Annotated in this window: 21 protein-coding genes, 1 pseudogene and 1 riboswitch; of the genes and pseudogenes, 6 read left to right on the forward strand and 16 right to left on the reverse strand. The window is 69.1% G+C overall.

The features are described from left to right. Positions 1-186 precede the first annotated feature (186 nt). The 3 genes from OPF83_RS12685 to OPF83_RS12695 all read left to right on the forward strand — a co-directional run bounded on the left by OPF83_RS12685 (position 187) and on the right by OPF83_RS12695 (position 3,190). Positions 187-1,335, forward strand: coding sequence for a MalY/PatB family protein (locus tag OPF83_RS12685; RefSeq protein WP_264887827.1), 1,149 nt, complete (start codon positions 187-189; stop codon positions 1,333-1,335). A gap of 233 nt (positions 1,336-1,568) precedes the next feature. After that, positions 1,569-2,339 (forward strand): HtaA domain-containing protein, encoded by a 771-nt coding sequence (locus OPF83_RS12690; protein ID WP_264887828.1) that lies wholly within the window; start codon positions 1,569-1,571, stop codon positions 2,337-2,339. A gap of 212 nt (positions 2,340-2,551) precedes the next feature. Then, positions 2,552-3,190, forward strand: a complete 639-nt coding sequence (locus tag OPF83_RS12695) for a heme oxygenase (biliverdin-producing) (RefSeq protein ID WP_264887829.1) — start codon at positions 2,552-2,554, stop codon at positions 3,188-3,190. A 182-nt stretch (positions 3,191-3,372) separates the two neighbouring features. On the opposite strand, the gene OPF83_RS12700 is transcribed toward OPF83_RS12695, so the two are convergent. The 16 genes from OPF83_RS12700 to OPF83_RS12775 all read right to left on the reverse strand — a co-directional run bounded on the left by OPF83_RS12700 (position 3,373) and on the right by OPF83_RS12775 (position 19,762). Next, the gene (locus tag OPF83_RS12700; RefSeq protein ID WP_264887830.1) at positions 3,373-4,077 is read right to left on the reverse strand and encodes a hypothetical protein; all 705 of its coding nucleotides are present in this window, start codon (positions 4,075-4,077) and stop codon (positions 3,373-3,375) included. Position 4,078: 1 nt separating this feature from the next. Beyond that, positions 4,079-5,569, reverse strand: coding sequence for an HtaA domain-containing protein (locus OPF83_RS12705; protein ID WP_264887831.1), 1,491 nt, complete (start codon positions 5,567-5,569; stop codon positions 4,079-4,081). Further along, positions 5,566-7,071, reverse strand: coding sequence for a hypothetical protein (locus OPF83_RS12710; RefSeq protein WP_264887832.1), 1,506 nt, complete (start codon positions 7,069-7,071; stop codon positions 5,566-5,568). Before OPF83_RS12710 ends, OPF83_RS12705 begins: the two co-directional genes overlap by 4 nt. Next, positions 7,068-7,943, reverse strand: a complete 876-nt coding sequence (locus OPF83_RS12715) for a heme ABC transporter ATP-binding protein (RefSeq protein WP_264887833.1) — start codon at positions 7,941-7,943, stop codon at positions 7,068-7,070. The genes OPF83_RS12710 and OPF83_RS12715 overlap by 4 nt, the downstream gene beginning before the upstream one ends. Next, positions 7,940-8,992 (reverse strand): iron ABC transporter permease, encoded by a 1,053-nt coding sequence (locus OPF83_RS12720; RefSeq protein WP_264887850.1) that lies wholly within the window; start codon positions 8,990-8,992, stop codon positions 7,940-7,942. Before OPF83_RS12720 ends, OPF83_RS12715 begins: the two co-directional genes overlap by 4 nt. Before the next feature lie 107 nt (positions 8,993-9,099). Then, positions 9,100-10,272, reverse strand: coding sequence for a hemin ABC transporter substrate-binding protein (locus tag OPF83_RS12725; protein ID WP_264887834.1), 1,173 nt, complete (start codon positions 10,270-10,272; stop codon positions 9,100-9,102). A gap of 332 nt (positions 10,273-10,604) precedes the next feature. Then, positions 10,605-10,955 (reverse strand): hypothetical protein, encoded by a 351-nt coding sequence (locus tag OPF83_RS12730; RefSeq protein ID WP_264887835.1) that lies wholly within the window; start codon positions 10,953-10,955, stop codon positions 10,605-10,607. Between the two features lie 178 nt (positions 10,956-11,133). Beyond that, positions 11,134-11,937: a hypothetical protein gene (locus tag OPF83_RS12735; RefSeq protein WP_264887836.1), complete on the reverse strand. Its 804-nt coding sequence runs from the start codon at positions 11,935-11,937 to the stop codon at positions 11,134-11,136. Between the two features lie 166 nt (positions 11,938-12,103). Next, complete coding sequence (locus OPF83_RS12740) at positions 12,104-13,033, reverse strand: hypothetical protein (protein WP_264887837.1); 930 nt, start codon at positions 13,031-13,033, stop codon at positions 12,104-12,106. Beyond that, positions 13,030-13,377 (reverse strand): hypothetical protein, encoded by a 348-nt coding sequence (locus OPF83_RS12745; protein ID WP_264887838.1) that lies wholly within the window; start codon positions 13,375-13,377, stop codon positions 13,030-13,032. Before OPF83_RS12745 ends, OPF83_RS12740 begins: the two co-directional genes overlap by 4 nt. 205 nt (positions 13,378-13,582) lie before the next feature. Next, complete coding sequence (locus OPF83_RS12750; RefSeq protein ID WP_309297786.1) at positions 13,583-15,760, reverse strand: 3-hydroxyacyl-CoA dehydrogenase NAD-binding domain-containing protein; 2,178 nt, start codon at positions 15,758-15,760, stop codon at positions 13,583-13,585. Between the two features lie 54 nt (positions 15,761-15,814). Further along, complete coding sequence (locus tag OPF83_RS12755; RefSeq protein WP_264887840.1) at positions 15,815-17,026, reverse strand: acetyl-CoA C-acetyltransferase; 1,212 nt, start codon at positions 17,024-17,026, stop codon at positions 15,815-15,817. 77 nt (positions 17,027-17,103) lie between these two features. After that, positions 17,104-17,931: an energy-coupling factor ABC transporter ATP-binding protein gene (locus OPF83_RS12760; protein ID WP_264887841.1), complete on the reverse strand. Its 828-nt coding sequence runs from the start codon at positions 17,929-17,931 to the stop codon at positions 17,104-17,106. Then, positions 17,928-18,656: a cobalt ECF transporter T component CbiQ gene (cbiQ, locus tag OPF83_RS12765; protein WP_264887842.1), complete on the reverse strand. Its 729-nt coding sequence runs from the start codon at positions 18,654-18,656 to the stop codon at positions 17,928-17,930. The genes OPF83_RS12760 and cbiQ overlap by 4 nt, the downstream gene beginning before the upstream one ends. Beyond that, positions 18,657-19,025 (reverse strand): energy-coupling factor ABC transporter substrate-binding protein, encoded by a 369-nt coding sequence (locus tag OPF83_RS12770; protein ID WP_264887843.1) that lies wholly within the window; start codon positions 19,023-19,025, stop codon positions 18,657-18,659. It abuts the gene before it with no gap. Further along, positions 19,022-19,762 (reverse strand): energy-coupling factor ABC transporter permease, encoded by a 741-nt coding sequence (locus OPF83_RS12775; protein WP_264887844.1) that lies wholly within the window; start codon positions 19,760-19,762, stop codon positions 19,022-19,024. The genes OPF83_RS12770 and OPF83_RS12775 overlap by 4 nt, the downstream gene beginning before the upstream one ends. A gap of 36 nt (positions 19,763-19,798) precedes the next feature. Beyond that, positions 19,799-20,009, reverse strand: a riboswitch (cobalamin riboswitch). Positions 20,010-20,036: 27 nt separating this feature from the next. Between OPF83_RS12775 and OPF83_RS12780 the strand changes: the two genes are divergently transcribed. From OPF83_RS12780 to OPF83_RS17540, 3 genes and pseudogenes are all read left to right on the forward strand, one after another. Next, entirely contained in the window at positions 20,037-20,348 is a 312-nt protein-coding gene (locus OPF83_RS12780) for a hypothetical protein (RefSeq protein ID WP_264887845.1), read from the forward strand. Continuing rightward, complete coding sequence (locus tag OPF83_RS12785; protein ID WP_264887846.1) at positions 20,291-21,025, forward strand: transposase; 735 nt, start codon at positions 20,291-20,293, stop codon at positions 21,023-21,025. Before OPF83_RS12780 ends, OPF83_RS12785 begins: the two co-directional genes overlap by 58 nt. Positions 21,026-21,052: 27 nt before the next feature. Further along, positions 21,053-21,147, forward strand: a pseudogene (locus OPF83_RS17540) (hypothetical protein); the annotation flags it as partial.

Consider the following 21,147-nt stretch of genomic DNA (forward strand, 5'->3'; position numbering starts at 1 on the left):
GACGTCGGCGCCTGTTCCGGCGCTCTGTGCCGCTGACAGTAGGGAGCCGCTGTTTCCCCGGCGATACGGGCGATGACGGCGCCGCTACGGTGTCCTCACCCGGCGGCGTTCGGGCCGTGAGGGGCCCGACTTCCCCACCGGGGACTAACCTGGAAGTCCTGCCCGCCCCGGTCGAAAGGACCCCACGTGCCGTTCCCCCTGGATGTTCCCGAGTCTGTGCTGCGCAAGCGCCGGAGCGAGAAGTGGCAGGCCTACCCCGCCGACGTCCTGCCGCTCTTCGTCGCCGAGACCGACGTGCTGCTCGCGCCCGCCATCCGCGACCGCCTCGCCGCCGCGGTCGCCGACGGCGACACCGGCTACTTCCAGGAGATCGCCCACTTCGCCGGCGTCTGCGCACGCTTCTACTCCCGCTTCGGGTTCGACGTCCCCGAGGAGTCGGTCGTCCCGGTCAACGACGTGGGTGTCGGCGTCCGCGAATCACTCGCCCGGATCCTCCCCGCCGGTGCCCCCGTGGTCTACACACCGCCGGTGTACATGCCGTTCGGCCCGTGGATCCGCCGGGTGGGATTCTCACCCGTGGCGGTGCCGTTGATCGATCACGACGACGACAACCCGCGCCTCGATCTGCCCGGGATCGAGCGCGCTCTCTCCGAGGGCGCCAAGGGCGTTCTGCTGAGCCACCCGCACAACCCGACCGGCGTGCTGCATTCGGATGCCGAGCTGGCCGAGCTCGCCCAGCTCGCGAAGTCGTACGACGCCGTGGTGGTCTCGGACGAGATCTGGGCGCCGCTGACCATGCCGGGCGTCGAATTCCGGTCGTTCCTGGCCGTATCCGAGACGGCACGCGAGGTGGGGCTGGCGGTCTCGTCGGCGTCCAAGGCGTTCAACCTGGCGGGACTCAAGTGCGCGTTCGTCGTGAACGGCAATCCGGAGAAGTTCCCGGTCAGGCGGTCAGCACTGTCCGGCTCGACGGGACATTTCGGCGCCCTGGCGGGCGAGGCGGCGATGGTCGACTCGGTGGACTGGCTCGAGTCGATGCGCGCGGCGCTGGCGTCGAACCTGGACCTCATGGAGCGTCTCCTGGCTGAGCACCTCCCGCGCGCGCGGTGGCGACGCCCCGATGCCGGGTTCGTTGCCTGGCTGGATCTGCGCGCCTACCCGGGCCTCGGCGACGACCCGGCCGCGGTGTTCCTCGACGAGGGTCGCGTGGCGCTGAGCCCCGGCCCCGCGTTCGGCACCGAGGGCAAGGGATTCGTGCGCGTGAACTTCGCGTGCTCAGAAGAGATCCTCACCGAGGCATTTGCGCGGATGGGCCGGGTCGCCGCGGCCCACTGAGTCGGGCGCGGCTCCGCGACGGTCTACATGCTCACTACCTGCGACGATGCCGACCACATCGGCGGTCGGCTGTCATGGGTCCAGCGGCGCCCACACCAGGGTATGACACAAATCACATACCGCTAGTTAAGGTAAGGCTCCCCTTCTTTCGTTAAGGTTAGGCTCACCTCACTTGAGGTTGCCGACCCGGGCACATCGGATGCCCGGCACCACCAACCACGAAGGATCCCTCCATGCTCCGCTCCGCCTCCCGCTCCGGCGCCGTCGCCCTGACCTCGGCCGCCCTCGTCGGCCTGTCCGCTCTCGCCATCCCCGCCGTCGCCACCGCTGACGACACCGCCTGCGCCCCCGAGGACGTGACCTACTCCGTCACCGGCGGCACCATCGAGTGGGGCTTCAAGCAGTCGTTCCGCAGCTACTTCTTCGGCGGGTTCGCGCACGGCGAGCTCACCACCTCCGAGGGCGTCACGTTCGAAGGCGGACAAACGGCCGCAGACGGCCGTATCGTGTGGCCGGTGACCTCCGGCTCGGTCACCTCGGCCAGTTCTGCGACCGCCTCGGGTACGGGCGACGCGAACTTCAACGCACACGGTGGCGCCCTGGACACCACCCTGTCCAACCCCACCATCGAGATCAACGGCACCGAGGGCGTCCTCAAGCTGGACTACGAGGGCAACCAGTTCGACACGTCCGGTGGAACCCCCGTCCCCCTCACCGGCACCCAGGTCGTCGCAGCGACCTTCGACCTCACCGCCGCGCCCGACCTCCACAACGAGGGAACCACCACCCTCACCTCGGGCCCGTCGATCATCGGCGACGACTTCGTCGAGGTCTTCGGCAGCTACCCCTCCGGTTCGACTCTCGACCCGGTGACGGCCTCCCTGACCGTGACCTCCTCGTGCAGCGACACCGGCGAGCCCGGTGATGGCGACGACGGCGGCGACAACACCGGCGGCGGCATCTTCGGCTCGCTCGGCACCCTCTTCGGATCCCTGGGACTCTGACAGCGGACGAATGAGGTAGCGCGTTATTCCGCGCGTACAAAAGACGGCCTCCGGATAGGGATTGGGCTCGAACGATTTCCCACCCCGTTCGGAGGCCGGTTCTTATCGCAATAACACTCGCCGACCGCCCATTGGATTCGACATTTCACTATGGATTAATGGCTGTCGATAACGTATTCTCACCTGGCACGCCTCACCATCATGGAGAACTCATGGAGACCACAATTCCCTCCCCCTTATCCGCCGCGCTTCACGATTCCACGATGGACGCACACGAGCGCGCCGAGACAGCCACGTTCATCACACGACTGATGGGCGGGGAGGGCTCGTTGGGCGGCCTGGTGGCCCTCCTCCGGCAGTCGCTGCCCGTGTACGAGGCACTGGAGACGGCGTGCCGGGAAGTCGGTGCCGATCCACGCATCACACCGATCCTCGATCCGCGGCTCGACCGCACTGCCGCACTGCGAGCCGACCTGGAGTTCCATAGGAGCGAAGGCCGGACATTCGAGGCGACGGTGCCCGCTGTCGAGAGCTACGTGGCCGAGCTGCGGTCCTGCTCCGGCAACGCTGCCGCGCTGATCGGGCACCACTATGTCCGCTACCTCGGCGACCTGTCGGGCGGGCAGATCATCAAGACCATGGTCCGCCGCCACTACGGGCTCGAGGACGGACTGAGCTTCTATGAGTTCACCATCGACAAGCCCAAGGTCTACAAGGACGCCTACCGCAGTGCGCTCAACACTCTCCCGTTGAGCGAGGAGGACCGGCAGGAGGCACTCGACGCCGCCACCCGCGCCTTCGACCTCAATCACCGCATCTTCCTCGACCTGGAGGCCGCCGGCGTCCGGTGATGCGTCTCGTGTCAACGCCCCGGGTTAGGTGGGCGGGTCCTAGCGATCCCCGCAACACCCTGAATTCCGGGGCGTTGTCGTCGTCCCTCCCTGCTCAACCACCCACCACCCGCAGTGACACCGCGGCCCCGACACCCACTCATGGGGTGTCGGGGCCGAGTGCTGTCTGACCGGTGTCCCGATCAGGCGAGAGGGAAGAGCCCTGCCAGGCTGCCGAACGGGCCGGTCGCGGGCTCGGCGACGCTGATCGGCTGGGAGGTCTCCCAGGCCGCGTGCTTCGCGCCGCTGCCGGCGTACGTGTAGATGCCGAGGGTGCCGGCGGACTCGCCCGCCCGGTCCTCGACGAGCGCCTTGGACACCGTGAACGTCACGGTAAAGGTGCCGTCGGCGCCCAACACAATCGCGCCCCTGTCGGCGCCGCCGATCGTCTCGACGTCCTCGGCGTTGACGGCCCAGTGCTGCGTCATGACCTGTCGAGCGGACGAGGGTGCGCCCTCGGAGGGCTTCCACTCATCGGCGAACACGCCCAGGACCACGTAGACGCCGGGGTTCCTGCCCGCGAGCGGCGGCCGGGTTCCCACGACACCGGCGTCCGTGAAGCCGGTCCCGTTGACGGTGATCTCGTGCTCGCCGGTCGCGCTGATCACCGACTGCGAGAGAGTCACCCGTGGGCCCTGCGCCTGCTGGGATTCGTCCTGCGCGGCCTCGCCGGCACCCGCCGCGGAGGCGGAGGCGAGGGTCTGCAGGAGTGTGTCCGCCAGGGTGCCGGTCGTCGCGTCGTCCGCATTGGCTGCAGGGGCCAGTGCGACGCCGGCGATCACCGCGGCGGCGCCGAGCGCCGTGCACCGTCGAGCTGCGCGGGCAAACCTATCAGGGTAAGACGTCACATCAGTCCTTTCTGAGAACTGCCGGGTAAAAGAGGCCTGCCGCGAGCGCGAGCAGGATCCCACCGACCCACCATTGCCACTGCGGGAGGGTGTTTCCCGCCTCGGGCGAGGCGGAAGCATTGGAGTAGACGACGTCGGTCAACGGCAGGGTCGCGGCGACCGGCGTGGTGCCGGGGTCCGCGACCGACGCCGGCGCGGAGCTCGACGGAGCGGGGCTGCTGGCCCCGGCAGAGCCACCACTCGAGTTCGCGGCCACTGCGCCCACCGTGCCGGCGGTCATCGGGGTTCCAGCGCTGTAGTACTCCTCGTACGCGTACGCGAACTCCTCGTCCAGCACCGCGTCGTCAACGGCGGAATCCACCACCGCGGTCCCGCCCCCGGCGCCCTGAGCCCCCTGGGCTGCGGTGGCCGCGCCCGGCTGGAGCGGCTTCCACGCCTCGTCCATCCAGGCGGCTGCGGTGTCGGAGACATCGGTACCCGCGGCCCGCAGGATGTCCTCCACGGTGTCGTCGAGGACCTGGCCGAGGACGCCCTTGGAGCCCGTTCCGGAGCTCGGGACGTCTGCCGAGTCATCCGCGTCCCAGCTGATCGTCACTGCTTCGGGAATTTTTGTTGCATCATTAGCAGGATTTGTCCCGGTTGAATACCAGAATCCCGCAGAACCCGCTTCTTCGGCGACCTTCATGAATCCCTCGGGAAATGCTCCCCAATTATCACCGGTAGTACTCTGCGGATCCGCACCCGCGGGCGCAGTATAAGGAACTTTCAGATATTCAGGAATAGCCGAGAATCCCTTTTCCCCATCCAGGGAGCCGGATTCAGATTCCCAATCGGCGATAACGACATTCTTCGGAGTCAGAAGACCCGAGGACGACGTGGTGTCCCTGTCCGATTTGACGCCACCCATGGTGGCGACGATCGTCCCGCCGGACGGGGTCACGGTGAGGACCGGATCTGAGATCAGAAGCCGGACCAGACCCGAGTAGTAGATGATCGACGCGGAGCCGGACCAGCTGATCTCCGCGGTGCCGGCCTCCCGGTCAACGATCCCCTCACCTCCGGCGAACACCATTTCCAGTCCGCTGTAATTGGTGGAGCCTGACGTCTTGAACTTTCGGCCCTGCTGGTCGGTATTCGCGCCGTCCCAGGTGGCCAAGGCGACCTTGTCGGCGTCCACACGCTTCTCGATCGTTACCTGCCCCTCCCGGGCCTTCCAATTGGAGCCGGTCGGGTCTGTGACCGTCATCTGGTTCCCGGCAGCGAGGAAGTTGATCCCCGGGCCGTGGCTCGGACCCGCGCTCTGCTTGTTGATGCCCCACCGGAATTCAGCGTTGTCCACCTCGAACACCGACGACTCGTCGCCGCCCTCACCGACGACCCCGCCCTCCTGCGCCCGGGCGGTGGGCGCCCAGGCGATCACTCCCACCGCAAGGACGAGTGCGAGGGTCAGCGCGAACACATCGCGGACCAGTGACAATGACAACCGGTTCATCGCAGATCCTTCTTCTCGAATTCGGTCGTGGAGTAGTCGACGCCTCCGGCCATCGCCGGATGCGGGAACGGGGTCGACGTGGACGGATACGCCTCGTACGCAGTGCCCGCGGCCTCGCTGCCGCCGACCGACCCGGTGTGGAAATCCGGATGCGAGACGTTGTCGTCGTCATCGTGGCCGTGGCCCTTGCTGGCGTGGCTCGTGTCGTCGTCGTTGTTGTCGAGGCCCTCGATGTCGCCGTCCAGCGGTTCGGTACCGTCCGCCGCCTGGCGACGCCGGAGAGCCACCGCGCCCACGGCGAGCAGCACCAACGCCGCCAACGCGAGGAAAATCCACTTGAATAAACTCTGCAGTCCCGAGGCAGATGCCGCAGGCGTGATGTCCACCCGGACCGGGAACCGCTCCACGGCCTCCAGCGCGGATCCGGCACCGGCCGCGCGGATCTCATGCGTGCCCGGCTCGAGATCCTCGGGCAGGACGATCACGCCGGCGACCTCGCCGTCGACCCCCGCGACCACAGGACCGACCGCCGCGTCGCCCTCGCCGAGCACCACGTACACCTGCTCCCCCGGCCAGAATCCGGCAGCGGCGAAGCCCATCGCGCCACCGGGGCGGGCTGACTTACGGTCGACCTCCACCACGGCGGCCCCGCTCAGTTGCGTACCACCGGTGGCGTCCACCGGGCCGTTTGACGCCTCTCCCGCAGGCACGACGGGACCTCCATCGCCCCCGGCCTGGCCCGCACCGGAATCCGCCGAACCGGAGGACACCGACTCCTGCACCGACACTGCGCCCGGCGACCGCCCCGAGGCCCGCCCGCCCGCGCCGGAGCGTCCAGACTGACCACGGGTGTCGACCCGCGCCGCCGGCGACTCGCCCGCGGGGGCTGCGGTCCCCTCCTCGGCAGCCGGTGCCGCCCCGCTCTGGAACGTCACCGGCGTGAAAGACTCATTGGCCCCGTTCCGCACGCCGTGCGCGCCCCAGGTGAAGAACCCGCACGTCATCGACAGGCAGTCGATACGTTTTCCACCGGCGCCGGTGAATGTGGGGCCGGGAACCGTGAGCTGGACCCGGAACGACCCGTCGCTGCCCATCGTGCCCTGGGCCTCCCCGGCCGTCGACGAGCCGGGGAACGCCACAAACGCCTGGTAACCCTTGTTGTTCTTGGACTGATCGTCGGGGACATAGTCGTAGGCGTTCCCGGTGGTTCCCCCCTTCGACGGACCCCAGCTGGAGCCATTGACCCAGCCGAAACCCACGTACACCCCACCGAATCCACCCTCGATGGCCTGGAAACCGGACCCCGACACGGTGAACGTCGTAGGACCCGAACTCGATGCGACCGCACCGCCCAACGAGCTCGACACACTCAACCTGGCCGCGGCCTGCGCGGGCGCGGCCGTCGCGACGGCCAGAATGCCGGCGCCGACCAGCGCCACCACGGCGGCCGCCACGAGCCGGCGCGCCAGTTCCTGCGCCGGACGGACTCTGGGGTGTCTCACGAGAACTCCTTGACGAGAGCGGGATCGGATTCGGACACGGGAACAGCAACCTCTGGTCCCCGGGCTCCCGGCAGCCGCAGACCACGTCGATCCGGAGTGACCAGCAGGTCGCCGGTCACGGGGTGCCGATGGATGAGCACCGCCTGGTGGTAGACCTCGTCGATCAACTCTGAGGTGAGGACCGAAGCCGGTGCCCCTTCCGCACGAATCCGGCCATTCGAGAGCAGCACCATCCGGTCAGACCACGCAGCCGCCAACGCCAGGTCATGGAGCACCACCACCACTGCACCACCGGCGTCAGCCAATTCCCGTGCCCGGCCGAGGACGAGCTCCTGGTGACGCAGATCCACCGCCGCCGTGGGCTCGTCCAGCAGGAGGATGCCCGTCCGCTGGGCCAGCGCCCGCGACAGAGACACGCGAGCCTTCTCGCCGCCGGACAGCGTCGGAAAGGTCCGGTCGCGGAGAGGGGTGGTGTCGGTGGCGGCCATCGACTCGTCGATGACCCTCTCGTCGTCGTCCCCCTCGGGCCGCCCCGCCCACGGGGCGCGGCCCATGGCCACCACCTCCCGCACGGTGAACGGGAACGCCACCGAGTTGGCCTGGGTCAACAGCGCGCGACGCCGCGCCAGGTCCCCCAGCCTCCACTTGTGCAGGTCCCGGCCGTCCACCACGACGCGTCCGGACGCGGGCTCCGTGTCGCCCGCGACCACTCCCAACAGCGTCGACTTGCCGGCACCGTTGGGGCCGACCAGCGCCACCACCTCGCCGGCGTGAACATGCAGGCGGACGTTGTCCAGCAGAACACGGCCGCCGATCCGGACCGTGATCTCCTCCGCCGACAGCACCGGCCACCGGGAACCCTGCGCACTCATCCCCATCCTCCTGCCGTGCGGCGCGTCCGGTGCAGGAGCCAGAAGAAGAACGGACCACCCACCGCCGCGGTGACCATGCCCAGCGGCAACTCCGCGAAATTGACCGCGGTACGCGCCACCATGTCCGCGGCGAGGAGACAGACAGCTCCTCCCAGCGCTGACGCCAGCAGCAACAGTCGGTGACCGGGTCCGGCGACCATACGGATCAGATGCGGCACCACCAGTCCGACGAACGAGACGATGCCGCAGAAACTCACCGCCGCCGCAGTGAGGAGCCCGACCAGCACGATCGAGACGATCCGCAGCCGCTCCACGTTCACGCCGAGGTGGCGGGCGGGCCGCTCCCCCAGCGACAACAGGTCGAGCGGGCGGGCCAGACGTGCCGCCAGCAGCACTCCGAGAACCGCCAGGGGCGCCACCACGAACACGTGGTCCCACCGGCTGCCACTCAGACTGCCCAGCTGCCAGAACACGATCTCCTCACGCGCCTGGGTGTCGCCGAGGAACATGAGAAACGCGAGCGCGGCGCCCGCCACCGCGTTGACGGCGATGCCGGTGAGGACGAGAGTGACCACCTCCGTCCGACCGTTACTACGGCTGAAGAGGTAGACGGCGACCGTGGTGACGATGCCGGCTACGAACGCACACAACACGCTGGTCCACGCCCCGAAGGCGGTCAGTCCGAACACGATCGCGGACGCCGCACCCACGGCTGCACCCGCGGACACGCCCACCACACTCGGCTCGGCGAGCGGGTTGCCGAACGCGCCCTGCATGAGCGCCCCCGCCACGGACAGGGCCGCCCCCACGACGATCGCCATCGCCACGCGCGGGAAGCGGACACTCCACAACGTCGCGTCGGCCCGCGGGTGACTCTCGACGGGCCCCACGTCCAGACCGAGGCCCCGCAGGAAACCCGACGCCACCTCCGCGGGCGGGATCGCGAGCTGCCCCGAGGCCGCGGCCACCACCGCGAGCACCACGAGCGCGACCAGCAGGCCCGCTACCAACAACCCCCCGGTGAACAGCCGGTTCGCCGATCCCACGATCCCCGTGGCCGGGCCGTCGGCGGCGCGTCGTTCGTCGGCGGTGCGCCGGCCGTCAGCGGTGCGCCGTCGCAGCGAGCGTGTCGAGCCGGGCGGCTCCTCGGTCACGGTCACAGCGCGTCGGGGGCGTAGAGCGCCACGGCGAGCGCGTTGAGCACCGCCGGGGTGCGGGTGCCGAACGAGAGCAGTAGGTCGTCGTTCATCGAGATCACCCGGCGATTCGCGCCGGCCGGAGTCTGTTCCATGGCAGGGAACTTCTCGAGCAGACCGTCCACTCCCCCGACCGACTCCAGCCCCTTGTTCATCATGATGATCACGTCCGGCTGGGCGGCGATAAGACCCTCGTCATTGGCAGGCTTGGCGCCTTTCCAGCCGACTTCCGAGGAGACGTCGTAGCCGCCTGCGGCGGTGATAAGGGCGTCGGCACCGCTGTCCTCGCCGAACATGTAGTACACACCGGCGCTACCACGGGCGTAGAGGAACACGGTGCGTAGCTGGCGGGTCTCGCTGTCCGGCGTGATCGCGGCGATCGACTCCTCGGCCTCAACGATCTGCGCGCGGGTCCGTGCGCCGAGCTCACGCCCCTGATCGGCCAGACCCAGCGCCGCGCCGACCGCCTCGGTGAGGGCCTCGACGTTCTCGGGAGATCGGTGGGAGTCGACGACGACGACGGGCACACCGGCATCCCGGAGCTGCAGCACCACATCCCACGGCCCGAGCGAGGTGTCGGTGATGATGACGCTGGGGTTGAGCGCGAGAATCGCCTCAGCATTGAGCTGATGCCCGTCCGTCGTCACCAGAGGACGGTCGGCGATCTCGGGGAACGTGGACGAAACGTCGCGTCCGATGACGTTGCCCCCGAGCCCCAGCTCAAAGACGATCCGCGAGAGTGTGCCGTAGATGTCCAACGGCAAAATGCGCGAGACGTCGGTCACCTCGACCTCGGTGCCCTGATTGTCGGTGACCACGGCCGGCAACTGCGGTACGGGGTCGGTCGCGACCGGCGCCACCGGGTCGTCGACGAGCTGAAGAGAGAGCTCGCCCTGATAAGAGCGGGGATCATCACTCGCGGCCACCTCGGAGGCCAGCGGGATCCCGGAGATCGTCTCCACGTCCCCACCGCCCCCGGTCGCGACGCCGCAGGCAGTCAACGAGGCGACGAGGACCACGGCTACCCCTAGGCGAGACACTCCGCGGGCGCCGGCTCCACGGGCGCCGGCTCCACGGGCGCCGGCTCCACGGGCGCTGGCTCCGCGGGCCGATCCTGTGCGCTGTCTGAACATGGCCAGAACAGTATCACGCCAAATGAGGCTAGCCTAACCTAGGCTAGCCAAGGCTTGCCTAATCTACTAAATCGCTGTTTAAACCGATTTCCCTCCGCGGCGAGACCGAGATGTCACCTCCGGTCACCTACCGGATACTCGTAGAACACTCTCATCCGAGGTGTCTAGGCCACTGCGAGAAAGGTCTGCTGCACTGCAGGGACTGCCGGCAACACCGCGTAGGCATGCCGCATCGATCGCAGTCGGGACGACAGAACTGACGACGGCGGCCGCCCCTCGAACCTTGTCCCTCCGGGCCGGCTGACCGGCGGGCCAGCTGACCGGCGGGCCGCCTACGAACTCCGGACCGACACCGCCCGAAGCCCTAATTCGTGGACGTCGATCCGTTCAGCGGGCGTGGTCGCATTGATCTGGAACAGGACCGTGCGGTCGGGCGCGGTGTGCACGTGCACCAGCGAGGACAGTGCGAGCTGGTGGGCGTCCACCCGGTATTCGCCCAGCAGGTCGAGCGTGAGCATCTCGTCGTCGACCACCGACTTCGCGCGAACGCGCCAGTCGTCGCAGACCTCCATGCACGCCGCCACCGCGTCGAGCAGTCCGGCGGCCGGCACCGCGGGCTCGATGACGCTCACTGTGCCGATCACCGTCGGCATGAACTCCCCTCGCGCCAGGTCGGGGGCCACGAGGAGGGCGACGGTGGTGTCGGACCGGTGCTCGTCGAGGCTGCGCCAGGTGTCGGACGGGGTGACTAGGTGTCGGACGGGGTGACGACGACGAGGCCGGCGCCCCCTGGAGCGGGTTCAGTCGCGGGATGGGGCCGGATGATCGCCCCGTGCGCGGACACGTACTCGTGGATCGGGGTCACGAGAGCTCCAACCGGGGCACGGGCTCCTTCACCACACCGTCGGCGTCTACCTCCACGCCGTCCGGTGCCGCACCCTTCGGCCACCACTGCTGGTTGCGGTACATGTGACGACGCACCCGCCACGGCGGGCCCACGAAAAACGACTTGGACTCGCGGGTGCCGAGCTTCTCCCGCAACTCAGGATGGTCACGCATCGCGAGAATCGCCGTGAGCAGTGCGCTCGGCTCGACGCGGAAGTGTTCAGCGTCAAGCAGCAGGCGGACGACCCCGTCCGGATCAGTCCAGGTAGGCAGGCGCGTCGCGCTTGCCCGCTCAGCAGGAATCGCGATCTTCGCGCCGGGAAGGTACTTCGGTTTGTGCTTGGTCACGTCGAAGTGCTCGCGTCCGGGTTCGTGATCCCGGATGTCCGTGGAGGTCACGATGTCACCGAGCTCATCCCAATCCAGTGTGATCCGGCCGAACCCGCGCCAGTACGTGAGCGATACCGGAGTCATGCGAATTCGACGGAGACGCTGCCACAGCACCTCACCGATCATGTAGACGCCGAAACCGAGCATGGCAGGACCGGTGAGGATCCCGATTACACCCCACCTCTCCAGCGAGAACGGTCCGTTCAAGAACGTATTCGCGAACCCGAAGGTTCCAATCGCCCAGCCGGCGACGATCCCCAGCGCTTTTGCGGGCGAGAAGGTAACCGCTCTGACCACCGTCTCGCCACGGATCACACGCACCCGATTCGGCAGCATGTCGATGTAACCCGCATAAAGAATGGCGCCCACCGGGGCAAATGCACCGATCACGGCCAGAGAGTAAAACGTCCACACCCACCCGGATCCCATTGGGGCGAAGTCGCGGGCGCCCGCGAACATCGCGGCAGCCCACAGCACCCCCACGATCGCGGCCAGGAACCCCTGCCGGGTGGGCCTGACCGTGTGACACACATACGGGAATGTTCTGCCGCTCGGCTCAGTTCGCACGATCGAACGCCTCTCTGACCTCGGATGAGACCAGCACGCTTCCACCGGCACCTCCGGCCAACGCGGAGAGAAGACGCCCTTCAGGTCCGAGCTTGCCCCCGCTGAGGACGTTCAGGACGAATGGGCCGGCCGCACTGCCGATCGTTCCACCGACAACCCCGGCCCCCTCTGCCACCAATGTCTCGTACCAGGGTTCGTCCTCCGGTGCCGCCGCCACGTTCCCGACGAAGCCCACGAGATTCCCGAACAGTCCCAACCCTCGAGCGGAGTTCCACCACTTCCCGTCGAGCTGAGGGAGTCCACCTGCTGCGATCATTTTCTCCATGTTCAACTCGACGAGACCTGTCTTGAAGTCGATCGCCGCCGCTGCGTACGTGGCAGTGGGGTCGTTGTTCCCGGCCTCCGTCCTGTCGCGGACGTCGCGGCCGACGATCTCGTGCATGGCCCGATTCACGGAGCCGTCCGTCTCGCGGATCAGACGGAGCACGTCGACGATCCGGTCTCGCCATTCACCAGCTCGGTCTCCCCGGTTCTGGCGTTCCACCTCGCTCGTCTGAGTCTGCGCCGTATCCGTCACGCCGCCGTCTTGTCGCACATCGAAGCCGTCCGCACGTGCTTCCTCCACGTAGCCACGGAGCGTGTCGACGGCGGACACAAGGGTCGCTCCGGCACTTCGGAGTACCTCCTCCGCCTCGAGCAGCATGTCCGAGAGACCGTCGATCCTCCGGGCGGTGGCATCGGCGTCGTCGCGAAGGGAGTCGATGAACTCGCCGTTCTGCGCTTCAGTCCCTCGCTCGGCGGCGTCACGGACCGTGCCCGCGACCCTGTCCAGCAACCGTGCGTTGTCGGCGAACCAGACCGCGGCGCGCTCCAGTTCGGCGGGCTGCCAGGCGAGGTAGTCGTAGACCCCGAGGCTCATCGGCCGTTCACCGTGCAGAACTCACTCGCGTTGGCCGCATCCTGGTCGCTGATCGTCAAGGCCCCCGACCGCACCTTCTGAGACAGCATGGTGAGCTCGTCGAACAGCTCGCCGATCAGCGGCTCGGCAGTCTGGCGAAACACGATGAGACCGTTGATCAACTGAGCCCTGGGAACGGCCGACTCCGCGGTGGCCAGGCCGGTGAGCGAACCCGTCCCGCCCACCGTCATCGCCTGAGTGTCGGCCATGCTCGCCAGATCGTCGAGCAGCCTCGGGATGATGCACGTCGTGCCTGCGGCAGGCGCGCCCGACGGGACGTAGTCGGGTGGGAAATCGTCGGGCACTACGGGGCCTCCTCGCAAGCAGAACTCGCCGGAATGTTAACAGCGCAGCCCGCCCCAGTGGGGCCCACGTCGAGGCGTTGACCTGCGGCGGCCCAGGACAACTGGCGATTCCCGCTACTACTGACGGCGCCCTCTCCGACACAAACGAGCGGCGGCCGCTACGGGGGTCATTCCCCGGAGCGGCCGCCGTCTCGTGGCCAGGCAATCAGCCCTGCTCGGCCGCCAGCTTCTTCAGCGACTCGGTGGGCGCGAAGCGCTCGCCGTACTTGCCAGCCAGCTCCTCGGCGCGGGCGACGAAGCCCTTGTAGCCCGAGGCCTCCTTGGCGCCCGGCTCCGAGTAGTTCTTGGCGTATTGGCGGGTGCCCCCGGTCCACGCCGGGAAGCCGATGCCGATGATCGAGCCGATGTTGGCGTCGGCGTCCCCGGTGATCACGCCCTCGTCGAAGCACTTCTGCGTCTCGAGCACCTCGGCAAAGATCATGCGGTCCACCAGGTCCTGCAGCGGCGGCGCGTTGTCCGGGGACGTGTTGAACGCCTCCCGCAGTCCGGACCAGAGTCCGGCCCGCTTGCCGTCGTCGTAGTCGTAGAACCCGGCGCCGGCCGCACGGCCGGACCGCTCGATCTCCTCGACCATCTTGAGCACCACGCGGTCCGAGGAGTTGGGCACGTACTCCTTGCCGGCCGCCTCCTCGGCCTCACGGGTGGCCTGACGGATCTTGACCATGAGGTTGAGGTTCAGCTCGTCGGAGAGCTGCAGCGGCGCGGCCGGGTACCCGGCGATCCGCCCGGCCTGCTCGATGGTGGCGGGCTCGATGCCCTCGTCGAGCATGCCGATCGCCTCGTTGACGAACGTGCCGATCACCCGCGAGGTGTAGAAGCCGCGCGAGTCGTTTACCACGATCGGGATCTTGCGGATCGCCAGCGTGAGGTCGATCGCGCGGGCCAGCGTCTCGGGGGTGGTCTTGTCCCCCTTGATGATCTCGACCAGCTGCATCTTGTCGACCGGCGAGAAGAAGTGGATGCCGATGAAGTCCTCGGGGCGCTTGACGCCGGTGGCGAGATCGGTGATCGGCAGGGTCGAGGTGTTGGACCCCAGCAGCGCGTCGGGCGCCACGACGTCCTCGATCTCCTGGAACACCTTCTTCTTGAGCTCGGGCGACTCGAAGACGGCCTCGATCACCGTGTCGCAGCCGGCCAGGTCGGCGGCGTCGGCGGTCGGGGTGATGCGGGCCAGCAGCGCCTCGGATTTCTCGGCGGTGGTCCGGCCCCGCTCGAGCGCCTTGGCCTCGAGCTTCTCCGCGTACGCCTTGCCCTTCTCGGCGGCCGCCAGCTCGACGTCCTTGAGGACGACCTCCATGCCGGCTTTGGCGCAGACGTAGGCGATGCCCGCGCCCATCATTCCGGCGCCCAAGACGCCGACCTTCTTGAACTCGGTCTTGGGGATCTCGGAGCCGTCGGCGGCCTTGGGGCGCGCGCCGCCGGACGAGCAGTGCTGCATGTCGAAGAAGAACGCCTGGATCATGTTCTTCGCGATGGGGCCGGTGACGAGCGAGGTGAAGTAGCGGGCCTCGATCTTCTCGGCCGTGGCGAAGTCCACCTGCGAACCCTCGACGGCAGCGGCCATGATGGCGCGCGGCGCCGGGGAGGGCGCGCCCTTGGTCTGCTTACGCATGTTGGCAGGGAAGGACGGCAGCACGCCGGCCAGAGCCGGATCGCTGATGGTGCCGCCGGGCAGCTTCCAGCCCTTGCGGTCCCACGGCTGGGAGGCCTCGGGCCCGGTGGCCAGCCACGCCTTGGCGGCGTCGATCAGCTTCTCGGGCTCGACCACCTCGTCGACCAATCCCGCCTCGAGGGCCTTGGCCGGGGCGAAAGACTTGCCGGACATGAGGATGTTCGGGACGGCCTGGGCCAGGCCGAACATGCGGACGGTTCGGACGATGCCGCCGCCGCCGGGCAGCAGGCCGAGGGTGACCTCCGGGAGGCCGACCTTGGCGCCGCGGGCGTCGGCCATCACGCGGTGGTGGGTCGCGAGCGCGAGCTCGAGTCCCCCACCGAGGGCCGCGCCGTTGATGGCCGCCACAACCGGCACGCCGCAGGTCTCGAGGGCGCGCATGCGCTCCTTGATGCCCATCGACCGCTCATACAAGTCCTCGGCGTCCGCCGGGCCGGCCTTGATCATGGACTTGAGGTCGCCGCCGCCGAAGAAGCTCTTCTTGGCGGAGGTCAGGACGACGCCCTTGATGGACTCCTTCTCGGCCTCGATGCGGTTGACGGTCTGCGCGAAGTCCTCGATGAACCGGGCGTTCATCGTGTTGGCGCCGTGGTCGGGGTCATCCATGGTGAGGGTGACGATGCCGTCGCCGTCCTGCTCCCACCGGAACATGTTGTCGCTCACTGGTTTTCTACTCCTGTATGGCTGTGGTGTCGGTGGGCTGGATCAGACGCGCTCGATGATGGTGGCCACGCCCATGCCGCCGCCCACGCAGAGCGTGACCAGGGCGCGCTTGCCGCCGGTGCGCTCGAGCTCGTCGAGCACGGTGCCGGTGATCATCGCGCCGGTCGCGCCAAGGGGGTGCCCCATGGCGATGGCGCCGCCGTTGACGTTGAGCTTCTCGTCGGGGATGTTCATGTCCTTCTGGAAGCGCAGCACGACGGAGGCGAAGGCCTCGTTGAGCTCCCACAGGTCGATGTCGTCGGGGGTCAGGCCGGCGGTGGCGAGGGCCTTCCGGGCGGCCGGGGTGGGGCCGGTGAGCATGATGGTGGTGTCGGCGCCGGAGGTGGCGGCGGCCACGACGCGGGCGCGCGGGGTCATCCCCATCTCCTGGCCGGCCTTCTCCGAACCGACGACCACCAGCGCGGCGCCGTCGACGATGCCGGACGAGTTGCCACCGTGGTGGACGTGGTTGATCTCCTCGACCCAGTGGTACTTCTGCAGCGCCACGGCGTCGAAGCCACCCATGTCGCCGACCATGGCGAACGAGGGCTTGAGGCCGGCCAGCGACTCAACGGTGGTGCCGGGACGCATGTGCTCGTCGCGGTCCAGGACGGTCAGCCCGTTCATGTCCTTGACGGGCACGACCGACTTGTCGAAGCGGCCCTCCTCCCACGCCTGCGCTGCGAGTCGCTGCGAGCGCTCGGCGTAGCGATCGACGTCCTCGCGGGAGAAGCCCTCGAGGGTCGCGATCAGGTCGGCACCGATGCCCTGCGGCGAGAAGTAGGTGTCGTAGTTGGTGGCCGGGTCCATGGCCCAGGCGCCGCCGTCGCTGCCCATGGGCACGCGCGACATCGACTCGACGCCGCCGGCGAGGACGACCTCGTCCCAGCCGGAGCGGATCTTCTGAGCGGCCATGTTGATGGACGTCAGGCCGGAGGCGCAGAAGCGGTTGATCTGCACGCCGGCGACAGTGTCGGGCATCTTGGCCGCGAGCGCGGCGATGCGGGGCAGGTCCATCCCCTGGTCGCCGAGCGGGCTGACGATCCCGAGGATGATGTCCGAGATGCGGTTCTCGTCGAGACCCGGGAAGCGGCGACGGGTCTCGTCGATGAGCCCGATGACCAGATCGATGGGCTTGACCCCGTGCAGGGCGCCACCTGGCTTGCCCTTGCCCCGCGGTGTGCGGATCGCGTCGTAGATGAATGCCTCGGTCATGGGTGGTCCACGGCCTTTCTCTGGGCGGAACTGCTGTGCTGGTCCGAAATGAACGTGTTCCGGGACAGGTTACGTGGTCACACCTCGCCCGGTCGGAGTACGGTCCGCTTCAGCCGCCGCGAGACCCTCGCACCCCACGGCACGGCCAGCCGCGCCGCACCGAGCAGCACCTCGTCCCGCAGCACGTCGTGTGCCGGGCCGCGGGTCAGGTGGCCCGCGGTGAGCACCGCCACCTCCCGCGCCCAGGCCCAGGCCAGGTCGACGTCGTGGGTGGCCATGACCACCGCCGTCCCGGCCGCGCGCACCGCCTCCAGTGCCGCCAGCAGGTCGTCGCACGCCACCGGATCCAACCCGGCGGTGGGCTCGTCGAGCAGCAGGACCCGGGGCCGCATGGCCAGGGCGCCGGCGATCGCGACGCGTTTGCGCTGGCCGAAGGACAGGTGGTGCGGAACGCGGTCGGCGAGGTCGGCGATCGCCAGGGCCGCCAACGCCTCGGCGACGCGCCGCTCGACCTCGGCGCGGTCCAGGCCGAGGTTCACCGGACCAAAGGAGACGTCGGCCCGCACAGAGGCGGCGAAGAGCTGGTCGTCGGGCTCCTGGAGGACGAGCTGCACGGCCTCGCGCAGGCGGGTGCGGTCGGCGCGGCGGTCCCGGACGCGCTCGCCGTCGAGCTCGAGCGTCCCGCCGTCGAGCCAGTTCAGCCCCACGAGCAGACGCAGGAGGGTGGTCTTGCCGCTGCCGTTGCCGCCCAGCAGCACGAGGCGCTCCCCCGGCGCCACCTCGAGACCGGCGCCTTCGAGCACGGTGTGCCGATGGCCGCCGGTGTAGTCGAGGCAGCGGTGCGCGAACCGGGCGTCGCGCAGGGCGAGAACGGGCGGCCGGGCCGTGTCACGGGGGGCCGTCACGCCGCCGTCCCCACGGCGACCACGGCGCCCACCACCACGGCGATGACGACGAGGCGGGCGGCCGAGACCGGCCGGGCCGACGCGAGGACCGCCGTCTCGCCCCGTTCGGCGCGGAGCGCCATGGCGTCGTCGATCGCCCGGGCCCGGGTCAGGGCCAGCACGAAGACGGTCGCGAACTGCGTCCCCACGGACGTGATCGCCGCGCGGGCCGTGCGGTGCCCCAGCCGCAGGTCGTGGGCCTGCCGCAGGGTCCGGGTGGTGTCCACGAGAATCCCGACGAGCCGGTAGGTGGTGTCCACGACGTGTGCGAGTGGGGCCGGCAGGCCAGCCCGCCGGCCCGCGGCGAGCAGGTCGGCAGCGGGCGTGGTGCAGGCCAGGGTGACGGTGGCGGCAGTGGCCGCGATCGCCCGGCTCACCGCGCGCCACGCCGCGTCGACCCCGGCGGGGTCCACGACGAGCCGACCGCCGACCAGGTCCCACACGAGCGGGCCCACGCCCAGCGCGAGGAACACCGCCGGCGCGAGCAGCGCCGGCAGGTAGACCCTGGCCGGGACGCGGGCCAGCACGAGCCCGCACACGCAGCAGACCGCCAGGATCGCCGCGTGCCCCACCGGTGGCGGCACGAGCAGCGCCGCCACCAGCAGGCCGCCGAAGAGCAGGAGCTTCTCGGCGACGGGACGGTCCGACCAGCGGTTGTGGGCGGCCGCCAGTTCGAGGGGGTTCACCTAGACGGCGGCGGTGCCCGACGCGGCGGGCTGCGCCGCGTGGGCCCGCGCCCGCTGCCGGCTGCGGGTGCGCAGGACGCCGAGCCCGTAGCCGACGATCCCGCCGCCGATGCCGGCCTGGAGGGCGAACACGCCCGATTCGACTTCGCCCGGCAGTTCGGGCAGCAAGGGCTCGAACCAGGGCTCGTAGTCGGGCGCGACCTCGGTGATCGTGTCCTCGGCCTGGCCGTCGGCCCCCTCGAACTCCCCGCCGCGGCTCGCGCCGTAGACCAGGGACAGCGCGGCGATCGCCACGGCGACGGCGACGAGTCCCACGAGGACCCATGCCCCGGCGTGCCGACGCCCGCCGGTGGTGGTGCTCCCGCTCATCGCACGGCCTCCTTCTTCTCGGTGTCGGTCGTCGCGGCGTCGTCGATGGCCGGAGCGGCCACGCCCTCGAGCCGCGCTCGTCGGAAGAACCCGAGCAGGTCGAGCTCCCGCGCGGCGATACGCAGCAGGACGCTGACGATCACCACCACGATGAGCGCTTCGACGATCGCGAGCGGGATCTGGGTGAGCGCGAATACGGCGAGGAACTCGCCCATCGAGTGCCACATCCCGTGCTCGGCGCTGGGGAACGCGAGCGCGAGCTGGGCGCTGGTGACGAGGTAGGTGACCAGGTCCGCGAGGAACGCGGCCACGAACACCGCTCCGAGCAGCGGCACGGCGACGCGCCGGCAAGCCACGAACGCGGCGTAGGCGATCCACGGCCCGGCCACGCCCATGGAGAAGACGTTGGCGCCGAGCGTCGTGAGGCCGCCGTGGGCGAGCAGCAGCGCCTGGAAGAGCAGGACGACCGTGGCCACGAAGGCCATGACCGGGGGCCGGAAGACGATCGTCCCGAGTCCGGTGCCGGTGGGGTGCGAGCTCGAGCCCGTCACCGACGGCAGTTTGACGGCGGACATGACGAACGTGAACGCCCCGGCCGCGCCGAGCAGGACGCCGGCCTCCGGGGTCTGCCGGACCGTTCTGGCGACCTCGCGTGCGCCGTGGATCACGAACGGCGCCGCGACGGCCGTCCACGCGGCGGCGTGGGCCGCGGGGAGGAAACCCTCTGCGATGTGCATGTGTGGTGGAACCTTTCTGCCCGTCACCTCGCGGGCACTCGTGGTGGCAGCCACGGCCGGTCTCCTGGCTCACGGTTCCCCCGGACCACCCGCGTGTGGTGGGCCGGATCGCCGCCCGCCCGCCTTCCCACCCGCACACGAGGCGCGGGCAGTGGCACAGTGGACTGGCGACATCATCCGTTCACAGTGGCGAGGGCCGCCCCGGTCTCACACCGGGTTCCCGAACACCGCAGCTGAGCAGATCGTAACCCGCCGCGGGCACACGCACACCACGTTGACCACCACCCAGCCCGTATCCCCCGCCCTCGCCGCGCTGGCCGAGGAGTGCGGCGTCTCCACCGGATACGAGGACGGCCAGGGGGTTTGGCACGACGCCTCCGCGGAGACCCTGCGCGCCGTCCTCGCGGCCATGGGGGTCGTGAAGGCACCCGGGGCCGGCGGGACGGGGGGTGACGAAGAGGCCGACGCCACGGCGGGTGGGCCCGCCACCGACGCGGCCGACCGGGCCTCGCTCGAGCCGATGCCGGCATGCTGTCGGCTGCCAACCTCAATGCCCTCGAGGATGCCGGGCTGTCGTTCATCGTAGGTTCCCGTACTTCGAAGGCCCCGAAGGAGCTCGAGGAGCACTTCGTGCTCCGCGGCAACTTCATCAGCGACGACGGGGATGTGGAGTTGACCCACCCGATGGGCCAAGGCCGGGATCGGCGGGAACGCCGGGTGGTGTGGCACTACAAGTGGGAACGCGCCAAACGAGACCGGCGCACGTTGAACCTGCAGATCGAGCGCGCTCAGCGGGTGGCTGACAAGGCAGAGCCGCTCAAAAAGCAGCGGTTAGACAAAGTCAGCGGCCAGACCGTCGCCCTGGACGAGAACCTCATCGAACGCGCACGTCAAGCCGCCGGCTACAAGGGCTACGTAACCAACATCGCCCCCGACATTATGGACGGCCACGCCGTGGTAGAGGCGTACCACGACCTGTGGAAAGTCGAGCAGTCCTTCCGCATGGCCAAATCCGATCTCAAAGCGCGACCAATCTTCCACCGGACCCGCGACGCCATCGAAGCGCACCTGACCGTCGTCTTCGCTGCACTGGCTGTGTCCCGGCACCTGCAGGACGTCACCGGCATGTCGATCAAGAAGGTCGTCACCACCCTGCGGCCCCTGCACACCGTCACCGTCGCTATCGGCGACCACGACGTGCTCGTCGAACCCACAATCCCCGACACCGCCCGAGAGATCATCGACGCGATCAACGCACAGTGACACTAAAACTTGTGGAAGTCAGGTCTGGTGGGAGATCGCCGGCCGGTGAACATGCCGGGGACGTACCGCGAGTATCCGAACTGGTGCGTGCCGCTCTCGGGCGCCGACGGTGAGGCTGTATC

Source organism: Dietzia sp. NCCP-2495 (assembly GCF_026011735.1).
GTDB lineage: Bacteria > Actinomycetota > Actinomycetes > Mycobacteriales > Mycobacteriaceae > Dietzia.

Excerpts from the sequence above, each read along its gene's own strand:
- OPF83_RS12705 (WP_264887831.1), bottom strand. The coding sequence starts at position 5,569 with ATGAACCGGTTGTCATTGTCACTGGTCCGCGATGTGTTCGCGCTGACC.
- OPF83_RS12775 (WP_264887844.1), bottom strand. The coding sequence starts at position 19,762 with ATGCACATCGCAGAGGGTTTCCTCCCCGCGGCCCACGCCGCCGCGTGG.
- OPF83_RS12770 (WP_264887843.1), bottom strand. The coding sequence starts at position 19,025 with ATGAGCGGGAGCACCACCACCGGCGGGCGTCGGCACGCCGGGGCATGG.
- OPF83_RS12725 (WP_264887834.1), bottom strand. The coding sequence starts at position 10,272 with ATGTTCAGACAGCGCACAGGATCGGCCCGCGGAGCCAGCGCCCGTGGA.
- OPF83_RS12755 (WP_264887840.1), bottom strand. The coding sequence starts at position 17,026 with ATGACCGAGGCATTCATCTACGACGCGATCCGCACACCGCGGGGCAAG.
- OPF83_RS12690 (WP_264887828.1), top strand. The coding sequence starts at position 1,569 with ATGCTCCGCTCCGCCTCCCGCTCCGGCGCCGTCGCCCTGACCTCGGCC.
- OPF83_RS12785 (WP_264887846.1), top strand. The coding sequence starts at position 20,291 with ATGCTGTCGGCTGCCAACCTCAATGCCCTCGAGGATGCCGGGCTGTCG.
- OPF83_RS12695 (WP_264887829.1), top strand. The coding sequence starts at position 2,552 with ATGGAGACCACAATTCCCTCCCCCTTATCCGCCGCGCTTCACGATTCC.
- OPF83_RS12715 (WP_264887833.1), bottom strand. The coding sequence starts at position 7,943 with ATGAGTGCGCAGGGTTCCCGGTGGCCGGTGCTGTCGGCGGAGGAGATC.
- OPF83_RS12740 (WP_264887837.1), bottom strand. The coding sequence starts at position 13,033 with ATGAGCCTCGGGGTCTACGACTACCTCGCCTGGCAGCCCGCCGAACTG.
- OPF83_RS12750 (WP_309297786.1), bottom strand. The coding sequence starts at position 15,760 with ATGTTCCGGTGGGAGCAGGACGGCGACGGCATCGTCACCCTCACCATG.